Annotated in this window: 20 protein-coding genes; 12 read left to right on the top strand and 8 right to left on the bottom strand. The window is 42.8% G+C overall.

Features of this window, described 5'->3' with window-relative positions:
* The first annotated feature begins 60 nt into the window (after positions 1–60).
* Positions 61–951, top strand: a complete 891-nt coding sequence (locus BC751_RS03320; protein ID WP_130274315.1) for a UbiA family prenyltransferase — start codon at positions 61–63, stop codon at positions 949–951.
* On the opposite strand, the gene BC751_RS03315 is transcribed toward BC751_RS03320, so the two are convergent.
* Positions 952–2,073, bottom strand: coding sequence for an NAD(P)/FAD-dependent oxidoreductase (locus BC751_RS03315; protein WP_130274314.1), 1,122 nt, complete (start codon positions 2,071–2,073; stop codon positions 952–954). It lies immediately after the preceding gene.
* A 114-nt stretch (positions 2,074–2,187) separates the two neighbouring features.
* Between BC751_RS03315 and BC751_RS03310 the strand changes: the two genes are divergently transcribed.
* Both BC751_RS03310 and BC751_RS03305 read left to right on the top strand, forming a co-directional pair.
* Positions 2,188–4,725, top strand: a complete 2,538-nt coding sequence (locus BC751_RS03310; RefSeq protein ID WP_130274313.1) for a zinc-dependent metalloprotease — start codon at positions 2,188–2,190, stop codon at positions 4,723–4,725.
* 167 nt (positions 4,726–4,892) lie between these two features.
* Positions 4,893–5,312 (top strand): Fur family transcriptional regulator, encoded by a 420-nt coding sequence (locus tag BC751_RS03305; protein ID WP_130274312.1) that lies wholly within the window; start codon positions 4,893–4,895, stop codon positions 5,310–5,312.
* Here BC751_RS03305 and BC751_RS03300 read toward each other — a convergent pair.
* Positions 5,309–5,539, bottom strand: a complete 231-nt coding sequence (locus tag BC751_RS03300) for a hypothetical protein (protein WP_130274311.1) — start codon at positions 5,537–5,539, stop codon at positions 5,309–5,311. The genes BC751_RS03305 and BC751_RS03300 overlap by 4 nt on opposite strands.
* Before the next feature lie 169 nt (positions 5,540–5,708).
* Between BC751_RS03300 and BC751_RS03295 the strand changes: the two genes are divergently transcribed.
* On the top strand, positions 5,709–6,182 hold the full coding sequence (locus BC751_RS03295) for a YcxB family protein (protein ID WP_130274310.1): 474 nt from the start codon (positions 5,709–5,711) through the stop codon (positions 6,180–6,182).
* Between the two features lie 46 nt (positions 6,183–6,228).
* Here the strand turns inward: BC751_RS03295 and BC751_RS03290 are convergent, their stop codons facing one another.
* A complete protein-coding gene (locus BC751_RS03290) occupies positions 6,229–6,729 on the bottom strand; it encodes a fasciclin domain-containing protein (protein WP_130274309.1) in 501 nt (166 codons plus the stop codon).
* Positions 6,730–6,942: 213 nt separating this feature from the next.
* On the opposite strand from BC751_RS03290, the gene rlmH reads away from it, so the two are divergent.
* Together rlmH and BC751_RS03280 are read left to right on the top strand one after the other, a co-directional pair.
* Positions 6,943–7,416 (top strand): 23S rRNA (pseudouridine(1915)-N(3))-methyltransferase RlmH, encoded by a 474-nt coding sequence (rlmH, locus tag BC751_RS03285; protein WP_130274308.1) that lies wholly within the window; start codon positions 6,943–6,945, stop codon positions 7,414–7,416.
* 202 nt (positions 7,417–7,618) lie between these two features.
* The gene (locus tag BC751_RS03280) at positions 7,619–8,473 is read left to right on the top strand and encodes a hypothetical protein (protein ID WP_242617348.1); all 855 of its coding nucleotides are present in this window, start codon (positions 7,619–7,621) and stop codon (positions 8,471–8,473) included.
* Here the strand turns inward: BC751_RS03280 and BC751_RS03275 are convergent.
* The 3 genes from BC751_RS03275 to BC751_RS03265 are packed head-to-tail and all read right to left on the bottom strand — an operon-like array spanning position 8,457 to position 12,087.
* The gene (locus BC751_RS03275; RefSeq protein ID WP_242617347.1) at positions 8,457–9,713 is read right to left on the bottom strand and encodes an exo-alpha-sialidase; all 1,257 of its coding nucleotides are present in this window, start codon (positions 9,711–9,713) and stop codon (positions 8,457–8,459) included. The two genes, BC751_RS03280 and BC751_RS03275, sit on opposite strands and share 17 nt — an antisense overlap.
* Positions 9,710–10,402, bottom strand: coding sequence for a response regulator transcription factor (locus BC751_RS03270; protein WP_130274307.1), 693 nt, complete (start codon positions 10,400–10,402; stop codon positions 9,710–9,712). Before BC751_RS03270 ends, BC751_RS03275 begins: the two co-directional genes overlap by 4 nt.
* Positions 10,399–12,087: a sensor histidine kinase gene (locus BC751_RS03265; RefSeq protein ID WP_130274306.1), complete on the bottom strand. Its 1,689-nt coding sequence runs from the start codon at positions 12,085–12,087 to the stop codon at positions 10,399–10,401. Before BC751_RS03265 ends, BC751_RS03270 begins: the two co-directional genes overlap by 4 nt.
* Before the next feature lie 235 nt (positions 12,088–12,322).
* On the opposite strand from BC751_RS03265, the gene lysA reads away from it, so the two are divergent.
* The 4 genes from lysA to BC751_RS03245 all read left to right on the top strand — a co-directional run bounded on the left by lysA (position 12,323) and on the right by BC751_RS03245 (position 18,455).
* Positions 12,323–13,555 carry a diaminopimelate decarboxylase gene (lysA, locus tag BC751_RS03260; RefSeq protein ID WP_130274305.1) on the top strand — a complete coding sequence of 411 codons (1,233 nt, stop codon included), beginning with the start codon at positions 12,323–12,325 and terminating at the stop codon, positions 13,553–13,555.
* 415 nt (positions 13,556–13,970) lie between these two features.
* On the top strand, positions 13,971–15,821 hold the full coding sequence (locus tag BC751_RS03255; RefSeq protein ID WP_130274304.1) for a T9SS type B sorting domain-containing protein: 1,851 nt from the start codon (positions 13,971–13,973) through the stop codon (positions 15,819–15,821).
* A gap of 4 nt (positions 15,822–15,825) precedes the next feature.
* Positions 15,826–16,854 carry a PorP/SprF family type IX secretion system membrane protein gene (locus BC751_RS03250; protein WP_130274303.1) on the top strand — a complete coding sequence of 343 codons (1,029 nt, stop codon included), beginning with the start codon at positions 15,826–15,828 and terminating at the stop codon, positions 16,852–16,854.
* Between the two features lie 71 nt (positions 16,855–16,925).
* The gene (locus BC751_RS03245) at positions 16,926–18,455 is read left to right on the top strand and encodes a cryptochrome/photolyase family protein (RefSeq protein ID WP_130274302.1); all 1,530 of its coding nucleotides are present in this window, start codon (positions 16,926–16,928) and stop codon (positions 18,453–18,455) included.
* 2 nt (positions 18,456–18,457) lie between these two features.
* On the opposite strand, the gene BC751_RS03240 is transcribed toward BC751_RS03245, so the two are convergent.
* Both BC751_RS03240 and BC751_RS03235 read right to left on the bottom strand, forming a co-directional pair.
* Positions 18,458–19,591 (bottom strand): DmpA family aminopeptidase, encoded by a 1,134-nt coding sequence (locus BC751_RS03240; protein ID WP_130274301.1) that lies wholly within the window; start codon positions 19,589–19,591, stop codon positions 18,458–18,460.
* A gap of 23 nt (positions 19,592–19,614) precedes the next feature.
* Positions 19,615–21,051 carry an aldehyde dehydrogenase family protein gene (locus BC751_RS03235; protein WP_423191584.1) on the bottom strand — a complete coding sequence of 479 codons (1,437 nt, stop codon included), beginning with the start codon at positions 21,049–21,051 and terminating at the stop codon, positions 19,615–19,617.
* A 662-nt stretch (positions 21,052–21,713) separates the two neighbouring features.
* Here BC751_RS03235 and BC751_RS03230 point away from each other — a divergent pair.
* Both BC751_RS03230 and BC751_RS22555 read left to right on the top strand, forming a co-directional pair.
* Positions 21,714–22,679, top strand: coding sequence for a PorP/SprF family type IX secretion system membrane protein (locus BC751_RS03230; RefSeq protein WP_130274300.1), 966 nt, complete (start codon positions 21,714–21,716; stop codon positions 22,677–22,679).
* 2 nt (positions 22,680–22,681) lie between these two features.
* Complete coding sequence (locus BC751_RS22555) at positions 22,682–25,024, top strand: OmpA family protein (protein ID WP_278043576.1); 2,343 nt, start codon at positions 22,682–22,684, stop codon at positions 25,022–25,024.
* Positions 25,025–25,274 lie beyond the last annotated feature (250 nt).

The following is a 25,274-nucleotide window of genomic DNA, read 5'->3' as shown; positions in this document are numbered from 1 at the left end:
TTGAGTACCGCAGATTAAACATATCCCCAAGCTAAAAGTTAAAAAATTAAATAGACAAATATGTTGAAGTGGTCCAACTGGAAGCATTTGCGCATTCCTTTTTCTTTTTATCTGATGCCAGTGTTCTTTTTTGCTTTGGCTATGACACCAAATCACAATGGAGAAAGGATCCTGATCGTATTGATAGCGCTGCATTTATTTCTTTATCCCTCTAGTAATGGCTATAACAGCTATTTTGACAAAGACGAAAAAAGTATTGGAGGTCTGAGAAATCCGCCTAAAGTTACTCTTGGACTTTATTATTTATCTCTTTTGTTTTTTCTTGTTGCCCTTGGGTTGGGATTGCTGATCAATTGGCAGTTTGCTTCGATGATGCTTCTTTACGGGCTGGTGTCGATGGCATATAGCCACCCTTCGATCCGTCTGAAAAAGTATGCCTATCCGAGCTGGATTATAGCCGGATTATTCCAAGGTTTTTTTACTTTCTGTATGGCTTATGCAGGCTTGAGTGATTTTGGTTGGGAAATATTCACCCGATCCCATGTAATCATCCCTGGAATCCTGACTTCATTGATGCTTTGGGGTTCCTATCCGCTTACTCAAGTGTACCAGCACGAGGAAGATGCCAAAAGGGGAGACAAGACCTTGAGTCTTAAATTGGGGGTGAAAGGAACGTTTTCGTTTTCCGCGGTTTGGTTTTTCATCTCAGGTCTGGCTTTTGCCTGGTTTTTTATTCAGAGAGGCCAGTTTACTGCGACCTATGGTTTTTTGCTGTCGATGTTGCCCGTGATCCTGTATTTTATTGTATGGTTTTCCTTTGTCCGAAAGGATGAAGTGCAATATGCCAATTACACCTGGGCCATGTGGATGAACCGTATTTCAGGTATTGCCCTGAATGCTTTCTTCATTTGGTATTTTCTTGAAAACACCCAGATTTTACAGGTTTTTTGATCATTTGATGACTGGACCATGGGTGTTCTTCATGATTGCCCGGGCAATAAGACCGGAATTTCGGACCAAACTGACAGCAAAATCTGAAACTTTATTCGCCCCAAAAAGCCATTGAACCCTTCTTCCAAGCCACAACCGGCTTTTGAACTGTCTGGACCATTCGGAGAGGTAGGCTTTTTCAATTTCCGGACGGCTGAGGTTTGTGATCAAAATCTCTGCCGCTATCTTCCCTGAATGGATGGCAATGGCCATCCCATTACCGCATAGTGGAGTGATTAGACCTGCCGCATCTCCTAGCATTAAGATATGGTTTTCTACCGGCAATTTGGGGGAGAAATCCACTTCATTGATTACCTCGGGTTTTTCAAAAAGAAATTCTGCATTTTCGAAGATGGTTTTCAGGTGGGGATTTTTGTACAAGACCTCTTTTTCCATGTCCTGAATATTACCGTATTTCCGAAGATGATCTTTAGATCCCAAATAACAGAGGTTAAATTTTTCCTGTTCGATCCTGTTGATGCCGCAATAACCTCCTTCAAAATTATGCAGGGCTACCAGGTCTTTTTCATAATCGATGCGGATATGGTATTTAACTCCGATATAGGGAGACCTTGAGCGGATAAAGTTCCTGTCAAGGTATTTGTCGATCTTGGATCTCTTGCCAAAAGCTCCCAAAACATGTTTGCTGTAGAAAATCCTTCCATCGTTCAACACTATTCGGAATCTATCTTCATCCGGTAAAAAATCGATGGACTCGGCTTGTGCCTGAAGTAGAAATTCCGCCCCGGCAGTTTTGGATTTATGAAAGAGAAATTCATCCAGTACATAACGGCTGATCCCAAAACCTCCCATATCAAGATCCATTTCTGCCATTTCCCCTTTTACAGAGCTCAGTCTGAACTTACCGATTTCGGCTGGGAAAAATTCTTTTGGGAAAAGGCTTTCCCTTATCAAAAAACCCCTCACTTCATTGGAGATATATTCCCCACATACACGGTGAAAGGGATAGTTTTTTTTCTCAATCAAAAGAACCTCTTTACCTGATTTTGAAAGCTGATGTGCAGCTATCAGTCCTGCAAGCCCCCCACCAATAATGATTATTTCCCGGAATTGTTCTGCCATACCTGCCTTTTATTGGTAGGATCTACCGTTTATCAAATTTCACCTGTTTAAATTAAGAATAAGCTCCTTCAACTGGTTATATTCAAAAGTTAATTTTCATTCAACTAATAAAACATGAAGAAGTTTACCCAAATGAGCTTAAAAAAGGGGCTTCTTTTTTTCTTGATGCTGGGGATGGCATTTTTATCTGAGGATGCCTTTGCCCAGAAAAAAAAGAAAAAAGAAACCACCAATCAACCGGCACCAGCGGCTCAGGCTGCGCCGCCTGCACCCAGGCCAGGTGCAGCGAGAAATGGCATCAAGCCTTATGAAGAGGTCATTACCGCCAAAGCCAAATCCAAAGACGGGCTTTTTAAAGTCCATGAGATAGAAGGAAAGTACTATTACGAAATCCCTGATTCATTGATGGGAAGGGAAATGTTGATTGTAACCACCATAGCAAAAACTGCTGATGGGATAGGATATGGAGGAGAAAGAACGAATACCCTTTTGGTAAGATGGGATAAAAATGGAGATAATGTCCTTTTAAAAGTGGTTTCCTACAGCAATACAGCAGCGGATTCGCTTCCAATATTCACGGCTGTGAGGAGTTCCAACCTTGAACCTATACTTCAGAAATTTGATATCAAGGCCAAATCTAAAGATGGAAATGGTGCAGTGATTGAGGTGACAGACCTTTTCAGCAAGGATGTTCAAGCATTGGGTTTACCCAGAAACCGTAGGACCGAATTCAAGGTATCCCGCCTGGACAATGAGCGTTCTTATATCGAAAGGATCAGCCCATACCCTATGAATATCGAAGCCAGGTATGTGATGACATATGTTGCGGCTGAACCTCCTTCAAACGGAAGTACGGGATTGATCACCGTAGAAATGAACTCTTCTATGGTTTTGCTTCCAAAAGAGCCCATGATGCAGCGATTGGCAGACAGTAGGGTAGGTTGGTTTACCCGCTCTGTCATAGATTACGGTCTGGACGAGCAAAAGGCTACCCAAAGGACATACCTCAACCGGTGGAGGTTGGAAGTAAAGGAAGAGGACTATGAAAAGTTCAGAAATGGTGAGTTGGTAGAGCCTAAAAAGCCCATTGTTTTTTATATTGATCCTGCAACTCCGGAAAAGTGGAGACCTTATCTAAAGCAGGGTGTAGAAGATTGGAATGCAGCATTTGAGGAAGCTGGTTTCAAAAATGCCATTTTAGCCAAAGATCCGCCAAGTAAGGAGGAGGATCCGGATTGGAGTCCGGAAGATGCCAGGTATTCCGTCATCCGGTATTTTGCTTCGGATATCCAGAATGCTTATGGACCTCACGTATCTGATCCAAGATCCGGTGAAATTATAGAGTCCGATATAGGTTGGTACCACAATGTGATGAACCTTTTGCGCAATTGGTTCTTTATCCAAACTGCAGCTGTCAACCCTGAAGCCAGGGGAGTGAAATTCAGGGAAGAGGTTATGGGGAGATTGATCCGTTTTGTATCAGCACACGAGGTCGGCCATACTTTAGGTTTACCGCATAATTTTGCTTCTTCCCATGCTTATCCTGTGGATTCCCTGCGCTCTGCTACCTTTACCAGAGAGTTTGGTACGGCTCCCTCCATTATGGATTACGCCAGGTTCAATTATATAGCACAGCCTGGAGATAAAGATGTTTCTTTGATGCCAAACGTGGGACCTTATGACAAATACTCCATCATGTGGGGATACAGACCGATTTTGGACGCCAAAACCCCGGAAGAAGAACAGCCTGTGTTGAACAATTGGATTCTTGCTAAACAGGATGATCCGGTTTACAGGTTTGGAAGGCAGGGCAACCCTTATGACCCAAGTTCACAAAGTGAGGATTTGGGAGACGATGCCATGAAAGCCTCAGATTATGGTATCAAAAACCTGAAAGTCATTCTACCAAATCTGATGGCATGGACCGCGGAGGAGGACAAACCCTACAAGGATTACAGCGATCTAAATGAAATGTATGGGCAAGTAATCGGTCAGTTCAACCGATATATGGGCCATGTCAGAACCAATGTAGGGGGTGTTTATGAGATGTACAAATCAGCCGGACAAGGAGACCCCGTTTACCTGCATGTGGATAAGGCTACCCAAAGAAGGGCTGTTCAGTTTCTGAACAAAGAACTTTTTGCCACCCCTTCCTGGCTGATGGATGAGGATATACTTTCCAGAATTGGGGATTTTGGGCACCTGGAGAGAATACGTAATGTTCAGGTAACTACCCTTAATGGCATTTTGGAATGGGGAAGATTAGGAAGGGTGATTGAAAATGAGGTTTTAAATGGAAGGAATGCCTACAGCATGTCCGAGTTGTTTGATGATCTGCGTGCAGGGATTTGGTCGGAATTGTCTACAGGCAGAAAAATAGATGTTCATCGTAGGAGTTTGCAACGCGCCCATATCGAAAGACTGGAGCTGCTGCTGACAGGAAATGAGCCCGTAGTGCCTGTACAGTTTAGAACAAGGGTGGGTCCTCAGATCAATGCTTCCCAGTCTGACATCAGGCCGATGGCAAGGGCAGAATTGAAAACCCTCCAAAGGCAAGTTACAGCTGCACTTCCCAATGCTTCGGACAGAATGTCCAAAGCACATCTGGAAGATGTATTGGAGAGGATCAAGAAAATTCTTGAACCTAAATAATCATTTGTAATTTGACCTCTGATTTTGGCTTTTTCTTGTTTTTTAGCAAATAGAGAATTTGACAAATTCAGGGGTCTTTCTTTTTTCATGGGGTTTATGCAAGGGGATAAATCCTTTCCATTCAGGAAAATATCTTTATTTTTACGCATAGGAGTAACATAAAGCAAATGGCAACTAGCCCTACTAAAATCCTTCAGGATCATAAACTGCGTATTACGAGCTGTAGAAAGGAAGTTTTGAGGACTTTTCTGGATAAAAAATCTGCCCTTTCCCATTCAGATCTTGAAGAAATCTTAAAAGAGGAATTCGACCGGGTGACCATTTACAGGACTTTGAAGACTTTTCTTGAAACGGATCTAATCCATAAAGTTCTGGACGACAGTGGAGCTACCAAGTATGCACTTTGTGCCCATGGACATGACGATCACCATTCCCATGATCATGAGCATGTGCATTTCAAATGTGAAAAATGTGGCAGGACAATTTGTATAGATGAGATCAGTCTTCCCAAGGTCAATCTCCCTGAGGGGTTTTTAGGAAAAGAGGTGAATTTATTGGTGACGGGGGTTTGTAATAAATGCAGTTAAACCTCTATATGCTCAGTCCGTTTTTTGTTTTTTGGAACATCCGAAGGCCAAATAACTCCAGGAGGTAGATCTATTTTTGGAGGAGACAAGTCTTCTATACCGCCATCCCCATCATCATTGTTGCTGTCTTTACGGGAAATTTTTGATTTCGTCATGGTAGCCACAAAGTAAATCAGCACCACATAGGCGAAACCACACAATACCAAATCAATTACCAGGCTACTCATACACTCAATTTTCTTCTTAAGTTAATACTTTTGAAGTTAGAAGTCAATGAATTAACTCTTATACAATCAATTTTGATTGATTAAATGCCAGAATTTTTTTTTAGGTTGATGGTCTGATTTGTGAAATACTGGATATAATAGGATATTTGCGCTCTGAAAATTTTATGTGATGATAGTAAAGACTAAAAAATATCAATTAGAAACCGGGACTTATATCAAGTTGGGTCTGATGAATATCCTTAAGGAACAATGGTGGGTGGCTTTGATTGCCATCGCAATTGCCTGTGGTTATTTTTGGATTCCTTCCTGGTGGTGGATCAGCATGGCATTATTGGCTTATATTTTATATTGGGTTTTTTGGTTGATCCAGTTTGCCGGTGTCACACAAATGGAGCAGAATAAGGTGATATTTGAAAAGATGTCGTATGAAATAGACAGCAGACAGATCCTGATGAAATTGAATACCAAACAGGGCATGCCGATCAAATGGGATATGATTAAAAAGGCTGAAATGACCAAAGATGCCTTTATCCTGACCATGTCCAAAGCACAGTTTATCCACCTTCCTTATAAGATCTTCAATTCAGATAATGAAAAGAAGTTTGTGGAAACCATTTTGAAAAGAAAGGAATTGATCAAATAAAAAAAAGCCTGCTATATTCGGCAGGCTTTTTATTTTTTCAACTTCATCACATGGGAGGCAGGATGACCGTGTCTATTACATGTATTACCCCATTGGACGCTTCAATGTCAGCAACCGCTACAGTTGCATTGTTAACCTTAGCTTTTCCATCTTTGAGGGAAATGCTTAACTCAGCACCTTGGGCAGTTTTGGCTTTCATGCCGTCTTTAAGGTCTTTGGAATAAACTTTGCCCGGTACGACATGGTAGGTCAAAACGGCTACCAGTTGCGCTTTGTTTTCTGGTTTCAGCAAGGTTTCCACAGTTCCGGCAGGGAGTTTTGCAAAGGCCTCATTGGTAGGTGCAAATACCGTAAAAGGCCCATCACCTTTTAGAACATCTACTAGGTCACCGGCCTGGACTGCTGCCACTAAAGTGGATAAAATGTCCGTTTGCACCGCTAAGTCCACGATGTCATTTTCAGCATGCACATCATGCTTTGGATTAACTTGAAATGCAGAGCTTACAAAAAAAGTAAGCAAGACTGCGAAGGTCATTAATTTTTTCATGGGTAGAATAGTTTAGTTTTCTGAATATAAAAGCATGTGTGTTAATGCATTGTTTTTCAGAATTTTATAAATTTTCCCTGATTTGTTATTCGTTTCCTTTATGGTAAAATTGATACACAGAAAATTTCCGCTTAATTTTTTAAAAATGATGAGCGGTAGCTATCCAATAAGGTTTTATAGAAGGAATTCATAAATACCGAGTATTTTTGGGTCATGCAGATCAGATTGTTGGCCATAGGAAAGACTGACCATGCTTCCATTCAGCAGCTTGTTGAAGAATATGCGAAGCGATTAGGGCATTATGTGAAATTTGATTTGGAAACCTTACCGGATATCAAAAATGCCAAAAGTTTAAGCGAATCTGTGCAAAAAGAAAAAGAAGGAGAATTGATCTTGAAAAAGGTTCAGCCTGCTGATGAACTTATTCTTTTGGATGAAAATGGTAAACAATTTGGGTCTGTGGAATTTTCCCAGTTCCTTCAAAAGAAGATGAATTCCGGATTGAAACAATTGATTTTTGTGATAGGGGGACCTTATGGTTTTTCTGAAGCTGTTTATCAACGTGCGAACGCCAAACTTTCCCTTTCAAAAATGACTTTTTCCCATCAAATGATCAGGGTGTTTTTTATCGAACAGCTATACAGGGCTTACACCATTTTGAAAAATGAACCTTACCACCATCAATAAACCATTTTTATAATCCATCAAATTTATACCTTTAGCAGTCATTGCCTTCCTTTTTAGGATACATCCAAGGTCCTTTGTTAAAAGGAAAAGGTTTATTTTTAATGTTAAGCCAATGTTAACAAAAGTTCTCATGGATTTTTGTAATGTTAAAAAATTGTTAATTTTGGATTAACAAAATATTTACTTGTGCGTTAATTCTCCTGTGAAAAAGTTGTTGTTGATAGTGATGATAGGTTGCTTGCTAGGCTTTCCAGTAAAGTCTCAGGAAAACTTTGTCGTATATCAACTCCATGTTTTTAATGATCCTCAGGAAAAGTTACTGCTTACAGCGCATCAGGATGAGCCATTTTTATTGTTGCAGGCCATTAATTTCCAGGAAGACGAAAGTGGATTCAAAAAATGGGATGAGCTGACTCAGGTTTTGGACCAAAAGATAAAAAAGGATGTGGGGAATGTTCGAATGCTGTCTGAATTGTTTTTTACCACCCATCAGTTGATGTTGAAAGAATATGCAAAGCATGCGTATTTTTCAAAAACATTGACTGATGGTTTGTATGATTGCGTCACCGGTACAGGTTTGTTTGCGCTATTACTTGACCGTTATCAAATTCCCTATTGGATAGTAGAAACCCAAGAGCATGTTTACATTAAAGGAGAAATCGGGGGAAGGTCCTTTATTTTGGAAAGCACTTTTCCTGATAAGGGGCTAATTACAGGAAAAAGGGAAATCAAAAATTTTGAAAGCCAATTTTTCCCTAATGGCAATTCCAGCAACTTGAATAACTCTCCCATTGGGATCGGAAAGGTCAGTGAGCTTCCAGCTTCCGGAATGGATCTAAATTATATCGGGCTAAGGGAATTGGCAGGTTTACAATATTATAATGATGCCATCAGAAAATTTTACGAAAAGAAGTACAAGGATGCCTATATACAGTTGATCAAAGCAGCATACCTCTATCCTTCTTCAAGAATCAATGATCTCAAATCCAAGATGGAAATTTTATTGGGAATTATTTCGGTGGATACCCAAATGCAACAAGTTAGTCTGCAAGAATAGAGGCTTTATTCAAATAAGCAGTTTTGATTTGTTTTTTCGGCTGAGAATCATCTGTCCACGCTACCCAGATGTGATTGCCTGTTATCGTCATCTGTGGAAAACCACTTGACCTTTTTTCTGAACTTGCAGCGATCTCAATATGGGCGGCTGTTTTCCCGGTTTTTGCCACTTTTTTTCCAAGCAATTTTCCTTCCTCCATCCAGATCACAAAAGCATGCTGATCATCTAACATTTGCAAGGCTACCCGTCCAATAGTTTTTCCAAGTCCAATATGGATTGGAGTTCCGAATGAATTCCCATTGTCTTCTGAGAAAACCAATTTGACTTCCGGCCTATCCTGTGCTGCCGTGAACCAAGCAATGGCCAGGGTGTTGCCAAGCGAGGCAATTCTAGGTCCATTGACTGGACAGGCGGGGATTTCCCATAGGTCCATATTTACAATTTTCGTTTCATTCCAATGGGAACCATCCCAAGAGATAAAACCTATGTCCCTGATTTCTGTCGCGGATCGGTCACGGAATACTACTGCCGGGCCTGATTGGCTTACCGTAGAACCTGTCTGACAGCAGTCGCACACCCGGTCATCCAGAAGCCAATCATTCAGTTTAATCCCTTTTGAATCTAACAAAGCTGCCCTTAAACTCATTTGTCCTTGGTGGCCATGATCATGATTGTGCCCATTTCCACCTGCGGTATTTCTACCATCCAGCCAAGTAATCAACATGTTTTTTCCCCAAGGGCTCATGGAAACAAATCCATGCTCAGTTTGGGTGACATCATCATGAAGTTTTTGAGGAACAGTCCATTCTTTTCCATTTTTTGAAAGGGTGTACATGACATCATATGCAAAAGTTCCAGGGCCACTTTTTTTCAAAAAAACGGTAAGTAAACTTCCATCTTCAAAAATGCGGATCTGGGGATAGTCTGCCCAATTGACAAACCAATCTTCCCCCTCAGCAATCAAGTGGGTGTTTTTTAATTCATTTTGGACCAATTCGGCAAAATATAGCCGACTTGTTTTTTCAGATTGTTCTACCCAGGATGCGTAGGTTTTATCATGATGACTTGTCAGTGAGGGAAGTGCAATATCTTTATCTAAGACTTGAATTATTGGGCCTTTTTGGAACTGAGGAGGCAAAAAAGTTTCGGTTTCTTTTTTTTTCTGACAAGAAAAAAGGGCGATGCTAAGTAGCATCAGCCCTTTTGATAGTTGGATAGCAATTTTGTTTCGCTTCATCATTCCGATACAATCAATTTGAAACCTTCTCCGTGTACGGTGATGATTTGTACTTTAGGGTCTTCTTTTAATATTTTCCTGATTTTGCTGAGGTACACATCCATGCTTCTGGCGTTAAAATAGGAATCATCCCCCCAAATCTGTTTCAATGCGTGGCTCCTATTGACCAGTTTGTTGGTTTCTGAAGCCAGCAACCTCAATAATTCATTTTCCTTAGAGGTGAGTTTGTGGTCACCTGATGGGCTTTTGATGTATTGTTCATCATAGTGCAGTTCAAAATCCCCAAATTGGTAGACTTTCAGGGATTGGGTTTCACCGCTCTTTTGCGTTCTTCTCAAAATGGCAGCAATCCTCAGCAACAATTCTTCCATACTGAAGGGCTTGGTGATATAATCATCTGCACCGATTCTCAGTCCTTCAATGATGTCTTCTTTGAGGTTTTTGGCAGTAAGGTAAATGATAGGAAGATCCTCCTGAACCTTTTTGATTTCTTTGCCTAAGGTAAATCCATCTTTTTTTGGCATCATGATATCCAGGATTGCGAGGTCAAATTTATCTTTCTTGAATTTTGACCAACCTTCTTCCCCATCTCTGCAAAGAATGGTTTCATAACCTTTCATGCTCAGGTATTCCTGCAAAATGTCTCCCAAATTGGGATCGTCTTCTACTACTAAAAGTCTTGCTTTGCTCATTGTTTTTTGGGTAGTTTTATTGTAAATGAACTTCCTTTTCCAGGCTCACTTTTTACTAGAATTTCACCGTGATGCGCTTCCAGCATTGTCTTTACATAAGCCAATCCAAGGCCAAAACCTTTTACATCGTGGAGATTTCCGGTTGGAACCCGGTAAAATTTATCAAATATCTTTTTCACGGCTTCTTTTGACATCCCAATTCCGTTATCTGTCACTGAAATAAAGATATGCTCCTTTTCATCCCAGGCTTTCAAACGAATATAAGGAGCTTCTTTGGAATATTTGATGGCATTGTCCAACAAGTTGTTGAGGATATGGGTTAAATGAAAAGCATCAGCTTCTAAATAAGGATCCTGTAATTTTGATTCCAGAAGGATTTTTCCTCCTTTGTTTTCTACTTGTAAAGCAATCAGGTCACTGGCGTTTGCCAGGATTTCCTCAATATTGAGCTTTTCTAACTTCAGTTTAAATTCTTTCTTGTCCAAAGTGGCTGCCTGAAGGACTTTTTCCACCTGTTGTCCCAGCCTTTTGTTTTCATCTTTGATGATCCCAATGTACCTTTTTCTAAAGGAATCTTGGTTCAGAAAATCCGGATCTTGCAAAGCTTCCACTGCAAGACTTACCGTGGCAATAGGTGTTTTGAACTCATGGGTCATATTATTGATAAAGTCATTTTTGATATCCGATAGGTTTTTTTGACGGATGATGACTCTGATGGCATAGATAAAACAAAAAATGATGATGCCGATAAAAAGCATAGAGCTTAATAAAGGTAGCCAAATTTGCTGCAGGATAAATATCCTTTTATCCGGAAAATTAATCAGAATATGGTTTTCTTTTCCCAAAAGATCGCTGGGAAAAAGCCTTGCCTGTATTCCCGTAAGCAAATTTTCCGGTTCTTTGAGAGTGCCAATAGGGATAAGCATTCCCTGATCATTGCGTATGGCCATATCAAAAGGCTGATCTATACCCCTTTCTTTCAGGTGGTTTTTGACCAAGGCCTTCAGTTGGGTGGTATCTAACCGCTCCATGATGTCTTTTTGTCCCTCCAAAAGTTCCTCCCAGGCCTGATTCATAGCTTCGATTTTCAGGTTTGTCCGACGGATTTTTTCCAAGGCATCCATTGGAATGTTGTATTCTTCTATGAATTCCTGATCTGTACCAAACCGGTTTCTTCCAAAGGATTCCATTTGGTTGAAATATTGTAATTGCCTTTCTCTTTCCTGAAGCAGGATTTCCATTTCATCAGGAGTAAACATGGAAGAGGCGATCTGAGGTGTCAAATACGTGAAGAAGTTGTCCAGATCGTTCAGCAAAGAAGGGTCTACGCCCCTTGATTCCACCAGCCTTCTGAACCTTTGGCTGACTGTCGGCATAGGTTGCCGCATGATGGAGTCCGTTAGGGATGGACGTCTGCGGTTGATGGGTCTTTGTCTGACCTGGACGACAATAGGTTCAATTTTTTGAAAAAGTAACTTTTGCGCTAAAGTGTCCTTGGCCAAATAGGATAGGAAGATATCACTTGTTTCTCCTTTTTCCAGCTGCTCCACTGCCGTGGCGAGGGACTGGTAAACATTCTGTTCAAAGTTTTCCTCGTTGATACGCAGTGCATTATTCACCCAATAGTATTGGAATCCTATGAGACCAATGCTTGCAATGGACATCAAAAGGATGATTAATTTCATTTGGGTTTTTGACATAATGCAAATTTACTGGATATTGATAGCAAGCTTGGATGGTTAACAATTTTTAACAGGGACAATTACAGGAGCTGTTTGTCCGAACTGTCCAAATGTTCTACTTTTGAAAGGATGATTAGTTTCTTAAATTAGCAAAACCATACAAATAAGAAAAGGGAGGTGTAAATCTCCCTTTTTTATTGGTTGCCGATCAGTATCTTTGGCCTCAAATTCAAGATTCATGGAAATTAAAAACCAACAATATCAGATACAGGGAATTGCTTTGACCGACTTGGCCAAGCGCTATGGTACGCCTCTTTATGTATATGATGGTCAGAAAATATTGGATCAGGTGAAATTGTTGCAGGATGCATTTTCGGATGTTAAGCTCAGGATCAAATACGCTACCAAAGCTTTATCCAACATCAATATTCTCAAATTGGTAAAGAAGGCCGGTACTGGTGTAGATGCGGTTTCCATTGAAGAAGTGAAGCTTTGTTTGCATGCTGGATTTCAGCCCCAGGAAATTATGTACACCCCAAACAGTGTTTCTTTCGAAGAAATTCAGGAAGCTGTTGATCTTGGGGTGATGATCAATATTGATAATATTCCTATGTTGGAACATTTTGGGACTTACTATGGCCATCAGGTTCCGGTCTGTATCCGCTTGAATCCCCATATTCTTGCAGGCGGCAATGCTAAGATTTCTGTTGGGCATATTGATAGTAAATTTGGGATTTCGATTTTGCAACTCAAGCATGTCCTCAAGGTAGTGGAGGCTTATGACCTGCAGGTTGTTGGACTTCATGTCCATACTGGTTCTGATATTTTGGATGCTGATGTATTTTTGAAGGGAGCAGAGATTCTTTTTGATGCAGCCAAAGAGTTCAAAGGGCTTAAATTTTTAGACTTTGGAGGGGGATTTAAGGTAGCTTACAAGCCTGGTGATATTGCCACAGACATCAAGGAAGTAGGAGTGAAGGTTTCGCAGGCATTTAAAGATTTCTGTAAGGAGTATGGTTCAGAATTGGAGATTTGGTTTGAACCTGGGAAGTTCCTTGTTTCAGAATGCGGATACCTACTGGTTAAAGTGAATGTGATCAAAGCAACACCGGCATCCACTTTCGTGGGGGTAGATTCCGGATTGAATCACCTGATCAGGCCTATGATGTATGATGCTTATCATGACGTAGTCAATATCTCAAGATTGGAGGGGCCCGAAAGGGTCTACACTGTCGTGGGATATATCTGTGAGACCGATACCATTGCGGCTGACAGGAAACTCAAAGAAGTCCAAGAGGGAGATATTCTTGCTATCAAAAATGCAGGAGCTTATGGATTTAGCATGTCCTCTAATTACAATTCAAGATTAAGACCGGCAGAAGTACTTATTCTTAACGGAGAGGCATATTTGATTAGAGAAAGAGAAACCTTTGATGATATTTTGAAACATCAGATAGATATCGGATTATAGTCCTTTATCCAAATTTTATATGGGCCGGGAATTACAATTTTCCGGCCTTTTTTATTGTTTACTTATTCCATTAAAAAAAATTCCTTTCCGGTATAAAATTTTTTTTTCGCCCCATTTTCAATTCGTCTGTCATTTCAGACCATCAAAAAAGCATATGGTTTAAGGATTTTTGAATATTGAATAATTTCTAGAAAAATAATACTTTTTTTAGTGCTATTTCATTTTTTGAACCCCTCTGTGCTCTCTTGTATTTTCGGGATAATCTTTTATAAATTATACAAATAACGATGATATAAGCAATATCATTTTGAATTGTTTGAAAAGCATAAAATTTTATTTTAAAACATGAAATTCAAATTCATGATTTTGAAAAGCAATTTATGCAAGGCTAAAACAAGGAGCATTCGTCAGAAAAATGTCAGGATTTAGGAAAATAGTAGCTTTGATCTTCATGCTGTCTTTATTGCAGCAGGCATTTGCCTTGTCTGCTCCTAAATCATTTTGGGCTTATAATCCTGGCTCACAGGGTCTGGAAAGGACAGATCTAGGACAGCCGGCAGCGCAACTTTCAGTAAAGGTTTCAGGAAAACTTGCCCTTTGTCATCATTTGGATAGGGGGCATATTATCCTGGAGGTTTCGGGTGGAACTCCGCCGTATTCATTTCTTTGGAATAATCAGGAAAGGACCCAAAACAGACACAACCTTTTTGCCGGAACTTACACCGTATTTATCACGGACAGTCAGGGCCGGAGGCATGAAGAGCGGATTGTTATACAGCCGCCTTTTCCATTGATTGTCGAAATGGCAGGTATTCAAGCCGCCTCCTGTTCCGGAACTCCTGATGGGAGCGCCAAGGTAAATATCAGATTTGGAAGGGGAGAACCATACAAAATTTTATGGAGTCATGGTCTGGAAGATGAATTGGAGGCGAAGGGTTTGATGCCTGGCATCTACAGCGTAAAGGTCATTGATATGTTCAATTGTGATGCCACGCTCACATTCGAAATTAAATCCAATGCAGATTCTTTTGAAGTGAAGGAAAATATCCAGCAGATCAGTTGCTCAGATAATTCTTCGGGTGCAATTTCTTTAGATATCACCGGAGGAAAAGCTCCCTACACCTTTTTATGGTCTAATGGCATGACAACCAAAGATATTTCCGGTGTAGGGCCCGGAAAATATGAAGTTGCAATCAAAGATCAGGCGGGCTGTACAATCAATAAAACTTTTGAAATCAAGTCTCCCTCCACTGTTGAAGTAACTGTTTCCAGGATACAACATAACCTTTGTCATGGAGCCTCAGATGGTGAAATAGATATGGAAGTCAAAGGGGGGCAGGCACCATTAATTTTTAGCTGGAGTAATGGGGCCACTTCTCAAAACCTGAGGGGATTGAAGGCCGGTACTTATACGCTTAAGATTAAAGACGCCTCTGGCTGTGAAGTCAATACGCAAGTAATGGTACAGGAGCCTCAAAAATTAACAGCGAGGTTGGAGTCCAGCATTGAGTTGAACTGTGAGTCAGGTGAAGCCACTGGTTTTGCCTGGGTAAATATTCAAGGGGGAGTCTCGCCATATACCATTAAGTGGGGAACAGGAGAGACTGGGAAAAATGAAATTGTATTCAACCGGCCAGGCGAAATACAGGTAGAAGTTGTGGACAATACAGGCTGTACGGTAGTAGAAAAGTTAAGGGTGGATTTTCCCTTTAATAACCTGATTGCCGGCAGGATTGATTTCAATGTGAGGAAGCTTTCTTTTTCCTCTGAGCCTGAGGTACACGTGTTGGAGCCTTTGGTGTTTGAAAGTGAAATCGGGGAAGATTTTATTGCCTGGGAGTGGGATTTTGGAGACGGGGCTACAGCAATGGACAGAGATCCGGTCCATGTTTTTAAAAAGCCCGGAGAGTTTGATGTCACACTGAGGGGATATGACATTTATGGCTGCTCCTCTGTCCAAAAGAGGCTTGTCACGGTCTTGGAAACAGAGGAATGGGTGACAATCCCCAACGCATTCACCCCAAATGGGGATGGGCTGAATGATGTATTCAGACCTGTTTATAAAGGCCTTGTAAACTTTGAGATGGACATTTTCAATCATTGGGGAGAACACCTTTTTGCGTCACGGGGCTTGGAAATCAGCGGCTGGGATGGAACCAACAAAGGGCGGCTATTACCTAGAGGAAATTATATCTATAAGGTTCAGTATACCACTATTACCGGAGAGACTGTGCAAAAGACCGGCACGGTTACATTAGTTCGTTAGGATTATGAAAAAGTTACTTTTGTGTTTTAGTTTTTTGGTAATTGCTAGTTTTGGAAAAGCGCAGGATATCCAGTTTTCCCAGTTTTATGCAGCGCCGATTTACCTGAACCCTGCTTTTGCAGGTTCTTCTGAAATGACCCGTTTTGGGGTGAATTTCAGAAACCAATGGCCGGGTCTTGAACATAGCCTGAATGCCTATTCGGCCTATTTTGACCATTATTTTTTCAATTTGAATTCCGGTATTGGGCTAATAGTGAACGGGATGAATGAAACAGTGGCCGGCCTGAGCACTACTGAGGTGGGACTTGCTTATTCTTATCGGGTTCAATTGGGGTTCAACAGTTTTTTGAGATTTGGCGGTCAGGCCAGCTTTTTTTCCAGGGATGCCAATATGAACCAATTTATTTTTGAAAGTCAAATAGACAGAGGTACGGGTTCGGTGGGAGACCAAAGTGGTGAATTATTGGGCCTGGATAGTAGGCACCGATATGTGGATTACCATTTTGGAATGCTGTTCAATAATGAGTTTGGTTGGTTAGGGCTTTCAGCGCATCATATTACGCAACCCAACATTTCGTTTATTGATGATCAGATCAGCAGATGGCCCATGAAAATCTCTGCCCATGGCGGATTGAAGTTTGACCTTTCGGGCGGTTCGGTTCGAAACTTTATGAACAATAGCCAAGGCCAGAGGGAACTGGTATTGGCATTTAATTACAAACATCAGGACCCCTTCAATCAGTTGGATTTAGGGGCACAGTTTAACCTTCAGCCTGTTGTTTTTGGCTTGTGGTATAGAGGGCTTCCCAATCTGGGCAATGCCCTTCCCAACAATGAATCATTGATAGGATTAGTGGGTTTTTCGTTGGGAAATGGATTGGATATTGGTTACAGCTACGATTTCACTTTGTCCCCTTTGGGCCAGGCCAATACCGGAGGAGCACATGAGGTATCGATGAGATTGTCGTTTTTATCAGGGGATGCAAAGCAGGCAGGAAGAAAGGGAAGCATCTTACCCTGTTTCAAATATTGACGTAGCTTTTTTGAATAGATTTTTAAACAATGAAGACTTAAAGGGATTATGATGTCATAATCCCTTTGTTTATGCCAAAAACGCTAAGATTGATTTTAGGTGACCAACTCAATAGGAACCACAGTTGGTTTAAGGATAAAAGCAATGACAAGTTATATGTGATGATGGAAATCCGGCAAGAGACGGATTATGTAAGACATCATATACAGAAAGTGATTGCTTTTTTTATGGCAATGAGAAGTTTGGCTGATCACCTTAAAAATCATGGGCATAAAGTTTTGTACATAGGATTGGATCATCCTGCCAACCAACAGGACTTGGTGAAAAATCTCAGCTGGATTATAAGGGAAGAAAAGATAGCGTTATTTGAATACCAGCTTCCTGATGAATACCGTCTTGATAAGCAATTGAAGGACTTTTGCCTTCAATCCGGCGTTCAGGCCCGGGCTTATGACACGGAGCATTTCCTATCGGAAAGGGACTTTTTAGAAAACTTTTTCAAAGGGAAAAAAACCTACCTGATGGAATCTTTTTACAGGGAAATGAGAAAAAAATATGATATCCTGATGGATGGCAAAGAGCCTTTGACAGGAAGGTGGAATTATGATCAGGAAAACAGAAACAAGTTCAAAGATCCACTTCTGCTTGTTCCTCCGAAAAGGCACCAAAAGGATGTATCCGAATTGCTTCGGATGATCCAAATACAGGGAATTCAAACCATTGGAAGTATCGATGATAACCATATAGATTGGCCGGTTAGTAGGGAGGAAAGTTTGGAATTGGTGGAGCACTTTTGTCAATTCTTATTGCCCTATTTTGGAATGTACCAAGATGCGATGTTTTCCGGAGATCCTTTTTTATTTCATAGCCGCTTGAGTTTTTCACTCAATACCAAAATGATTTCACCTTTGGAAGTTGTCCAAAAAGTGGAGGGATACTGGCTTCAAAATCAAGATAAAATAGGTATTGCCCAAGCGGAAGGTTTTATCCGGCAAATCATTGGATGGAGAGAGTATATGAGGGGAGTTTACTGGGCTAAAATGCCTGAGTATGCGAAAATGAATTATTTTGGACATGATAGAAAACTCCCTGATTTTTTCTGGACAGGGAAAACAAAAATGAACTGTTTGAAGCAAGCCATTGGTCAGTCCTTGGAAAAAGCCTATGCGCATCATATTCAAAGATTAATGGTTACCGGCAATTTTGCTTTGTTGTCGGGAATTGATCCTGATGAAGTGGATAAGTGGTATTTAGGCATTTATATCGATGCCATTGAATGGGTAGAAATTACGAATACCCGTGGAATGAGCCAGTTTGCCGATGGAGGGATCGTAGGTACAAAGCCCTATGTGAGTTCTGCCAATTACATTGACAAAATGAGTGATTACTGTGGATCTTGCTATTATGATAAGTTAAAGAAAACCGGGCATAAGGCTTGTCCTTTCAACAGCCTTTACTGGCATTTTTATAACAGAAATGAAGAGAAGTTGGGTAAAAATCCCAGGATAGGAATGATGTACCGTACTTTGGCTAAGATGAAGGATAAGAAAGATATCCTGGAGCAGGCTGAAGTTTACCTGTCCAAATTGGAGGATCTTTGATCCTACCGGATCCTTTGGTATGCTTTCATTATTTCCAGCACCTTTTCTTTAGGGATAGCCTTCACCTTTCTTCCATTTTTGCCTTCCATATCCTGGGCTGCAAAAAGCGAATTGATGATGGCTTCTTCCGTGGCTTCAATGGTGGCAAGAAAAAGGGCTGACATGTCATCGTTTCGAAGGTATTTTTTTTCCTCAAGCTGAAGATTATTCGCTTCATGCGCTATGAGATTGGAGGAATTGTTGGAAAAAGCAATCACATAATCACCGGAGCCATTGGAGGCAATTCCTCCAGTTTTGGCCAAACCCATCATGGCTCTTTGGGCCATTCTTTTCAAGTTCCTTTCATTGACTGGAGCATCTGTGGCTACGATGATCATGCAGGAGCCGTCAGCTGATTCCAATTGGTTCCGAAAACTGTATTGTTCCAATTCTTGTCCAATAGGTACCCCATTGATCTGGAGCACGCCACCAAAATTAGTTTGAACCAAAACACCCACTGTATATCCGCCCAGGGAGGCTGGCAATACCCTTGATGAAGTTCCTATGCCTCCTTTGAAACCAAAGCAAACTGTTCCTGTACCTGCACCGACATTGCCTTCTTTTACTTCACCAGACTTAGCGCTGTCAATAGCTTCAAGTACATCTTCTCTGGAAATGTGTTGGCCACGGATATCATTCAAATAACCATCATTGGTTTCCCCTACAATGGCATTGACAGACTGGACCTGTTCATTTCCCTCCTGACGGAGTGTATAGGATACTATTCCTTGAATACCTGCAGCCACACTTAAAGTGTTGGTCAGTATAATGGGGCTTTCAATATTGCCCAATTCTTCAATCTGTGTACTGCCTGCCAGCTTTCCAAAACCATTTCCAACATAAACAGCCGCAGGAACTTTCATTTGAAATAAGTTTCCATTATGGGGAAGGATTGCTGTCACTCCTGTTCGGATATTTTCCCCTTCTATTTTTGTTTTATGTCCCACAGTCACCTGAGACACATCGGTGATGCTGTTGTATGGGCCGGTTTGCAGGATGCCGATTTGAATGCCCAAGTCTCTTGCTCTATCTTGAGCTTTGGATTGAAGGCTCATGAGGAGGGAAATGAAAATGATGTAATAGGATTTTGGAAACATTCACTTTTGTATTTGGGTGCTGATCAAAACCATTTGAGCAGGCTTTGGATGATTTTTTTGTTAGCAAGTCCGTAAGGAGGAAATAATGGTTTGGAAGCTGTCAGTCCAATTCGCTGTTTTAAAACCGCTTTTTCATTGCTAAAAGCCAAAAAACCAAAATGGCCATGTGCTTTTCCAATGCCGCTGTTGTTGACGCCTCCGAACGGGAGTTCATTTTGAAGAAAATGCAAAACACAATCATTGGCCACCGCCCCTCCCGAAGAAGTATTTGAGAATACTTCCTGGATTTTATTGTTGTCTTTACTGAATATATATAAAGCCAATGGCTTTGGTTTTGAATTGATAAAGTCGAGTGCTTCTTTCAGATCATCATAAGGTTTAACAGGCAATATAGGGCCGAAAATTTCCTCCTGAAGGATTGTCATGTCGTCTGTGACACCTGTAAGTACAGTAGGCTCAAAGAAATTTTCCTCTTCATTTACATATCCTCCAAAAAACAATTGAGCACCTTTAATTTCTGCATCAGCCATCAGGTGTTTGAGTCTTTTGAGGTGTTTGGTACTGACAATTCTTGCGTAATCTTTTGATTTTTCAATGCCTTTGCCAGAAGGATCGTACATTTTTTTGATTTGGTTTTTCAACTCTTCCAAAAAAGGGATCTGAACTGCCCGATGTACCAGCACATAATCAGGAGCAATACAGGTTTGGCCACAATTGACGAATTTTCCCCAAGCGATTTTTGATGCAGCGTCTTTCAGATCGGCTTGTATATCGACAATAGCCGGAGATTTCCCACCCAACTCTAAAGTTACGGAGGAGAGGTGTTCTGCTGCGGACTTCATCACTATTTTTCCCACTGCTGGGCTACCGGTAAAGAAAATATGGTCAAAGGGTTTGGTCAATAATTTCTGCGCAACCTCTATTTCTCCTTCAAACACCGACACCAAGGCCTTATCAAATGTTTCTTCAACCAATCTACGGATCAAGGCGGAAGTATGGGGAGTCATTTCAGAGGGCTTGATGATTGCTGTACAGCCAGCCGATATGGCTGAAACCAAGGGTCCCAAGGCCAGATTAAAAGGGTAATTCCATGGGGCAATGATCAAGCATACGCCTTTAGGTTCGTAGTGAATATAGGAACTGCTGCCCAACATGGTAAGCGGTGTACTCACTTTTTTTGGTTTCATCCAGGATTCCAGATGGTTGATGGCATGTTTTATTTCTGAGGTGACCACAAAAATTTCCGAAATGTCAATTTCAGGATAGGGTTTTTTGAAATCCGCATAGATTGCTCTTCTGATATCTTCTTGATGCTTGGTAATCCAATCCAATAATTTCTTCAATAAGGCTATGCGCAGATTGGCTGTACTGCTCCTCATTTTTAAGGCCTGTTCTTTTTGTAGGGCAAATACCTGATCTATGAGCGTGGCATTTATATCGATATTTTCCGGTTCCATCATTTTAATATTAAAGGTGTTATAGATGATTAAATTAAGCACATATTTTGAAAGGTGAAAAAGTTTCAGCAAATTGTAAAGCTTAATTTAAACCATTAGCAATTTTCACCCGTTAGAATTGCATCACCCAAAATTAAAATGATTATGCAGTGGAGTTTGGAAAGGATTATTCCCCAAGGGATTTTGGGAGATAATCAAAGAATGAGGTTAATCAAAGAATACCTCACAAAAGTAAAAAGTGAAAAACTAAGTAAAACAAAAAGGAGCTAAAGGCTCCTTTATTTTTTTGTATCCTTCCTTGTAAATTTTTTCTGTCAGACATCCAATAAATAAGTTTTCCTGATGATTTCCCTTCTAAAATCAATATAAAAAACCTAAAAAATGTATTTCAAATAAAAAAAAATGATTTACAAATAAAAATAATTTTTCATTTTGCTTGACATGAAAAACAAAAACCTGTATGTTTACTGCAAAAATAAGTATTTGGCAAAATTGATACTCAGGTACTTGTAAAAAATGATGTAAAGCATGGATTTAAAAATCGATTGAATGAGGAAGTATTACGGAAAGCTGAAAAAATAAATAGATGTAAGATCCCCTCATTTTTAGACAGGAAAATTACAGTGACCTGTCAGGATTTCAAGTCAAATAAACCGAATAGCAAGATGGAAAGGATTTTTAGGATTTTGATAGCTGGAATAATGTTTATTCCGCTGATGGTTGCGGGTCAGCAGCTGCCCCAGTTCAGCCAGTACATGTTCAACGGTCTGCATATCAATCCGGGATATGCGGGGTACAAGACACAGGGGTATATACAGAGCACATACAGGAGCCAGTGGGTGAATTTTCCCGGGGCTCCGAAGACTTTTACGGTGACCGCGGACCTGAGTGCGAACGAGGGGATGCAGGGTTTCGGTGTTTCCTTTATGACCGACCAGATCGGGCCTGCGAAGACGACGGGCGGACTTTTCACTTATGCCTACAGGATGCAGGTTGGTGACGAGAGTTTTTTCAGCCTTGGGGTCAGCGGAGGATTTTCGGAATACATGATAGACGGAGACCTGCTGAGGTTCAACGACCCGAACGACCCGAACATTCCGGAGGGGAGGGAGCGTATGGTCACGCCGAACATGAACGCGGGGATTTTCTGGCACAACGCGCGTTTTTATGCGGGCTTCAGTGCGTTCAACATGATAGGAAAGGGGGTGCTTCAGCGCGAGGACCTGTCGCTGGGTTTCCACGATTACCATTATTACCTGACCGCGGGGGCGCTGATCCCCGTGAGCGACAGGGTTGAGTTCAAGCCGAGCTTTCTGGTCAGGGAGGTTAAGGGAGCACCGACGAGCTATGACATCAACGGAATGTTTTTGTTCATGGAGCGTCTGTGGCTTGGTGCATCGTACAGGTCGAACATGAAGATCTGGAACGAGAACCTGGAGCCTAACCTGGGCACCAGGAACGCGGTTGCGTTTCTGGTGGAGGTATTTGCGACGGAGAGCATCAGGCTGGGCTATGCCTACGACCACAACCTGAACGTGCTCCAGGATTACAGGCACAATTCGCACGAGATTTCCTTGGGTTATTATCTTTCGCCCAGAAATGTTAAATTGAAAAACCCAAGATGGTTCTGATCATGAAAAAGAGGATAAAGATATTGTTTGCGGCGGCGCTGCTGCTGCTGTCCACGGATATATACGGACAGGCTCGTCTTCTGAGGTACGGGGACAAGCAGTACGGGCTTGAGAATTACGCAAGGGCTGCGGAGGCGTACCGTGAAGCGTACGGGAGGCGTGCGGAATACGGCACGGCGGTGAAATTAGCGGAGAGCTACGACAAACTGGGGATGTATGCTGAGTCCTACGAATGGTGGGGCAGAGCGGTCGGCCATGAAGGTTCGGGCAAGGAGGATTACGGCAGGTACCTGAGGTCTGCGATACAGGCGGGGCGCTGGGAAGATGTGGACGGGCTTCTGCAATCCGGGGGCTATACGGAATATGATTTTGCGGGTCTTGACCTTGCGGGGATGCGCAGGCTGATGGAAAGCCCTGCGCGGGTGAAGCTGGTTCCGGTAGCGGGGGCGAACAGCGGTGGCAGCGATATCGGTGCTTCGCTGGACGGCAGCGGGGCCATGTATTTTTCGAGCGACCGGGGGACTGTTGGTGACGCTTCGCGCCGTCCCGGGATCAGGCTTGACGCGAAGAACAACATTTACAGCACGGAGCGCAGCAGCTACAACGAGCGTGAGTTTTACAGGATATACAGGAAGGACGGTGACGGCGGGGCAGCTGTTGTGGTGACCGACCTTGCGGGCGCGCTGCATGTGAGCGACCCTTCCCTGATGGCGGACAGAGGGCTTGTTTTCTATACTGCCTTTGTGGGGAAGACCAGGCAGAAGGGCACGCGCGAGATCACGAACCACGCGGGGATCTACTACGGGAGGATAGACGCGGACGGCAACATCACGGGCAGCGTGGCCTTTCCCTACAACGACCACCAGTCCTACGGGGTGATGAACCCCTTCGTGGACACGGAGGCGAAGCGTGTCTACTTTGCATCGGACATGCCCGGGGGACAGGGAGGTTTTGACCTGTACTATGTGGAATATGACGGGGACATGAACTTTTCGGCCCCGGTGAACCTGGGCCCCGGGGTGAACACGGCGCAGAACGAGAGCCATCCTTCAAGGAGCGGGGGCAGTTTTTACTTCTCTTCGAGGGGCCACGGCGGCCTTGGGGGCATGGATGTGTTCAGGGCCGACTATAAAAGCGGAAAGATAGAAAATGTGGTGAACATGGGTGTTCCATACAACAGTGTCCGCGACGACTTTGCGTTCGTGGTGGCGGGTGACGGTAAGCGCTACCTGTCCACGGACAGGGACGGCGGCATGGGCCTTGACGATATTTATACAGTGGAGGACCTGTTCAGGATCCTTCAGGCGCGGGTGCGGGACTGTGACGGGAACGTGGTTCCGGATTACATCGGGGAACTGTCCCGTCAGGGCGGCGGCACCATAGGCGCACAGCTTTCCCGTGAGGGGATCCTGACGGCGGAGCTTGACCCTGATGGCGACTTTGTGCTGCGCATCAGCAGGAAGGGCTACTTCCCTGTGACGGACGGTAGCCTGAGCACGAGGGGCATGGAATCGGACACGCTGAAGCGGGAGTACGTGCTGGCGCCGATCCCCTACAGGACGCCGGTGTATGTGGACATAGTTTACTATGACCTTGACAGGTCGGAGATCAGGAAGGACGCGGAGCCGGCCCTTGACAGGATAGGTGAGCTGATGGGCAGGTACGGTTTCATGGACCTGGTGGTGTCCTCGCATACGGATTCGCGTGCTTCGGAGGAATACAACCGTAAACTGAGCGAGCGCAGGGCGAATTCGGTAAGGGATTACCTTTCAAGGTACGGCATTGACGGGGGCAGGGTGAGGCTGGAGTGGCACGGCGAGCAGAAGCTGGTCAATGATTGCGGTGACGGGGTCGCCTGTCCTGAGACGGAGCACCAGCTGAACAGGCGGAGCGAGCTGGTACTGGAGGCGTTCCCTGACACGGACAGGCAGTATGACCTTCCTGAGGGCGTGGATCCATGCGACCTTCCGGGATATCTTGAGCGTATAGGAGAGGAGGCGGGCCTTCCGACGGTATACTTTGACTTTGACAGGAGCGGCATCAGGCCGGTGCACAGGAAGGAGCTGGAGCGGGTTGGAGTGATGATGAACAGGAAGACGGACCTGAGGCTGTACATCGAGGGGCATACGGACAACAGGGGCAGCGATGCCTATAACATGGGGCTTTCGGAGCGCAGGGCGCAGGCGGTGATGGACTACCTGGTGAAGCGCGGGGTTGAGTCCTCGAGGATGGAGCACAGGTGGTTCGGGGAGAGCCGTCCGAAGGTGGACTGCGCATCGGGCGACTGCACGGAGGCCCAGCACCAGCAGAACAGAAGAACAGAGCTCAGGCTGAGCAGCAAATGATACTGATTGTTTGAATTATTAAAATCCATCTTTCTATTCGGGGGCCGGTTTTTCCAAAACTGGCCTCTTTCTTATTTTGGATAGTCGACTTTGAAGTTAGATTTATAGCTGTCCTCTAAAAAAATAAAAAAGCAGCTCGCATAAATCCAAAACAATGCGCCAAGATTAAGCAATGTCAATCATTATCTAAATTCAATCAATATCCAAAATCTACCAATAGCTAAGGGTACAAACCCCTGGTTTTATTTTG

Source organism: Cecembia calidifontis (genome assembly GCF_004216715.1).
Taxonomy (GTDB): Bacteria; Bacteroidota; Bacteroidia; order Cytophagales; family Cyclobacteriaceae; genus Cecembia_A; species Cecembia_A calidifontis.
The sequence above is the reverse complement of the archived record's forward strand: the minus strand, read 5'-3'. Positions and strand labels throughout refer to the sequence as shown.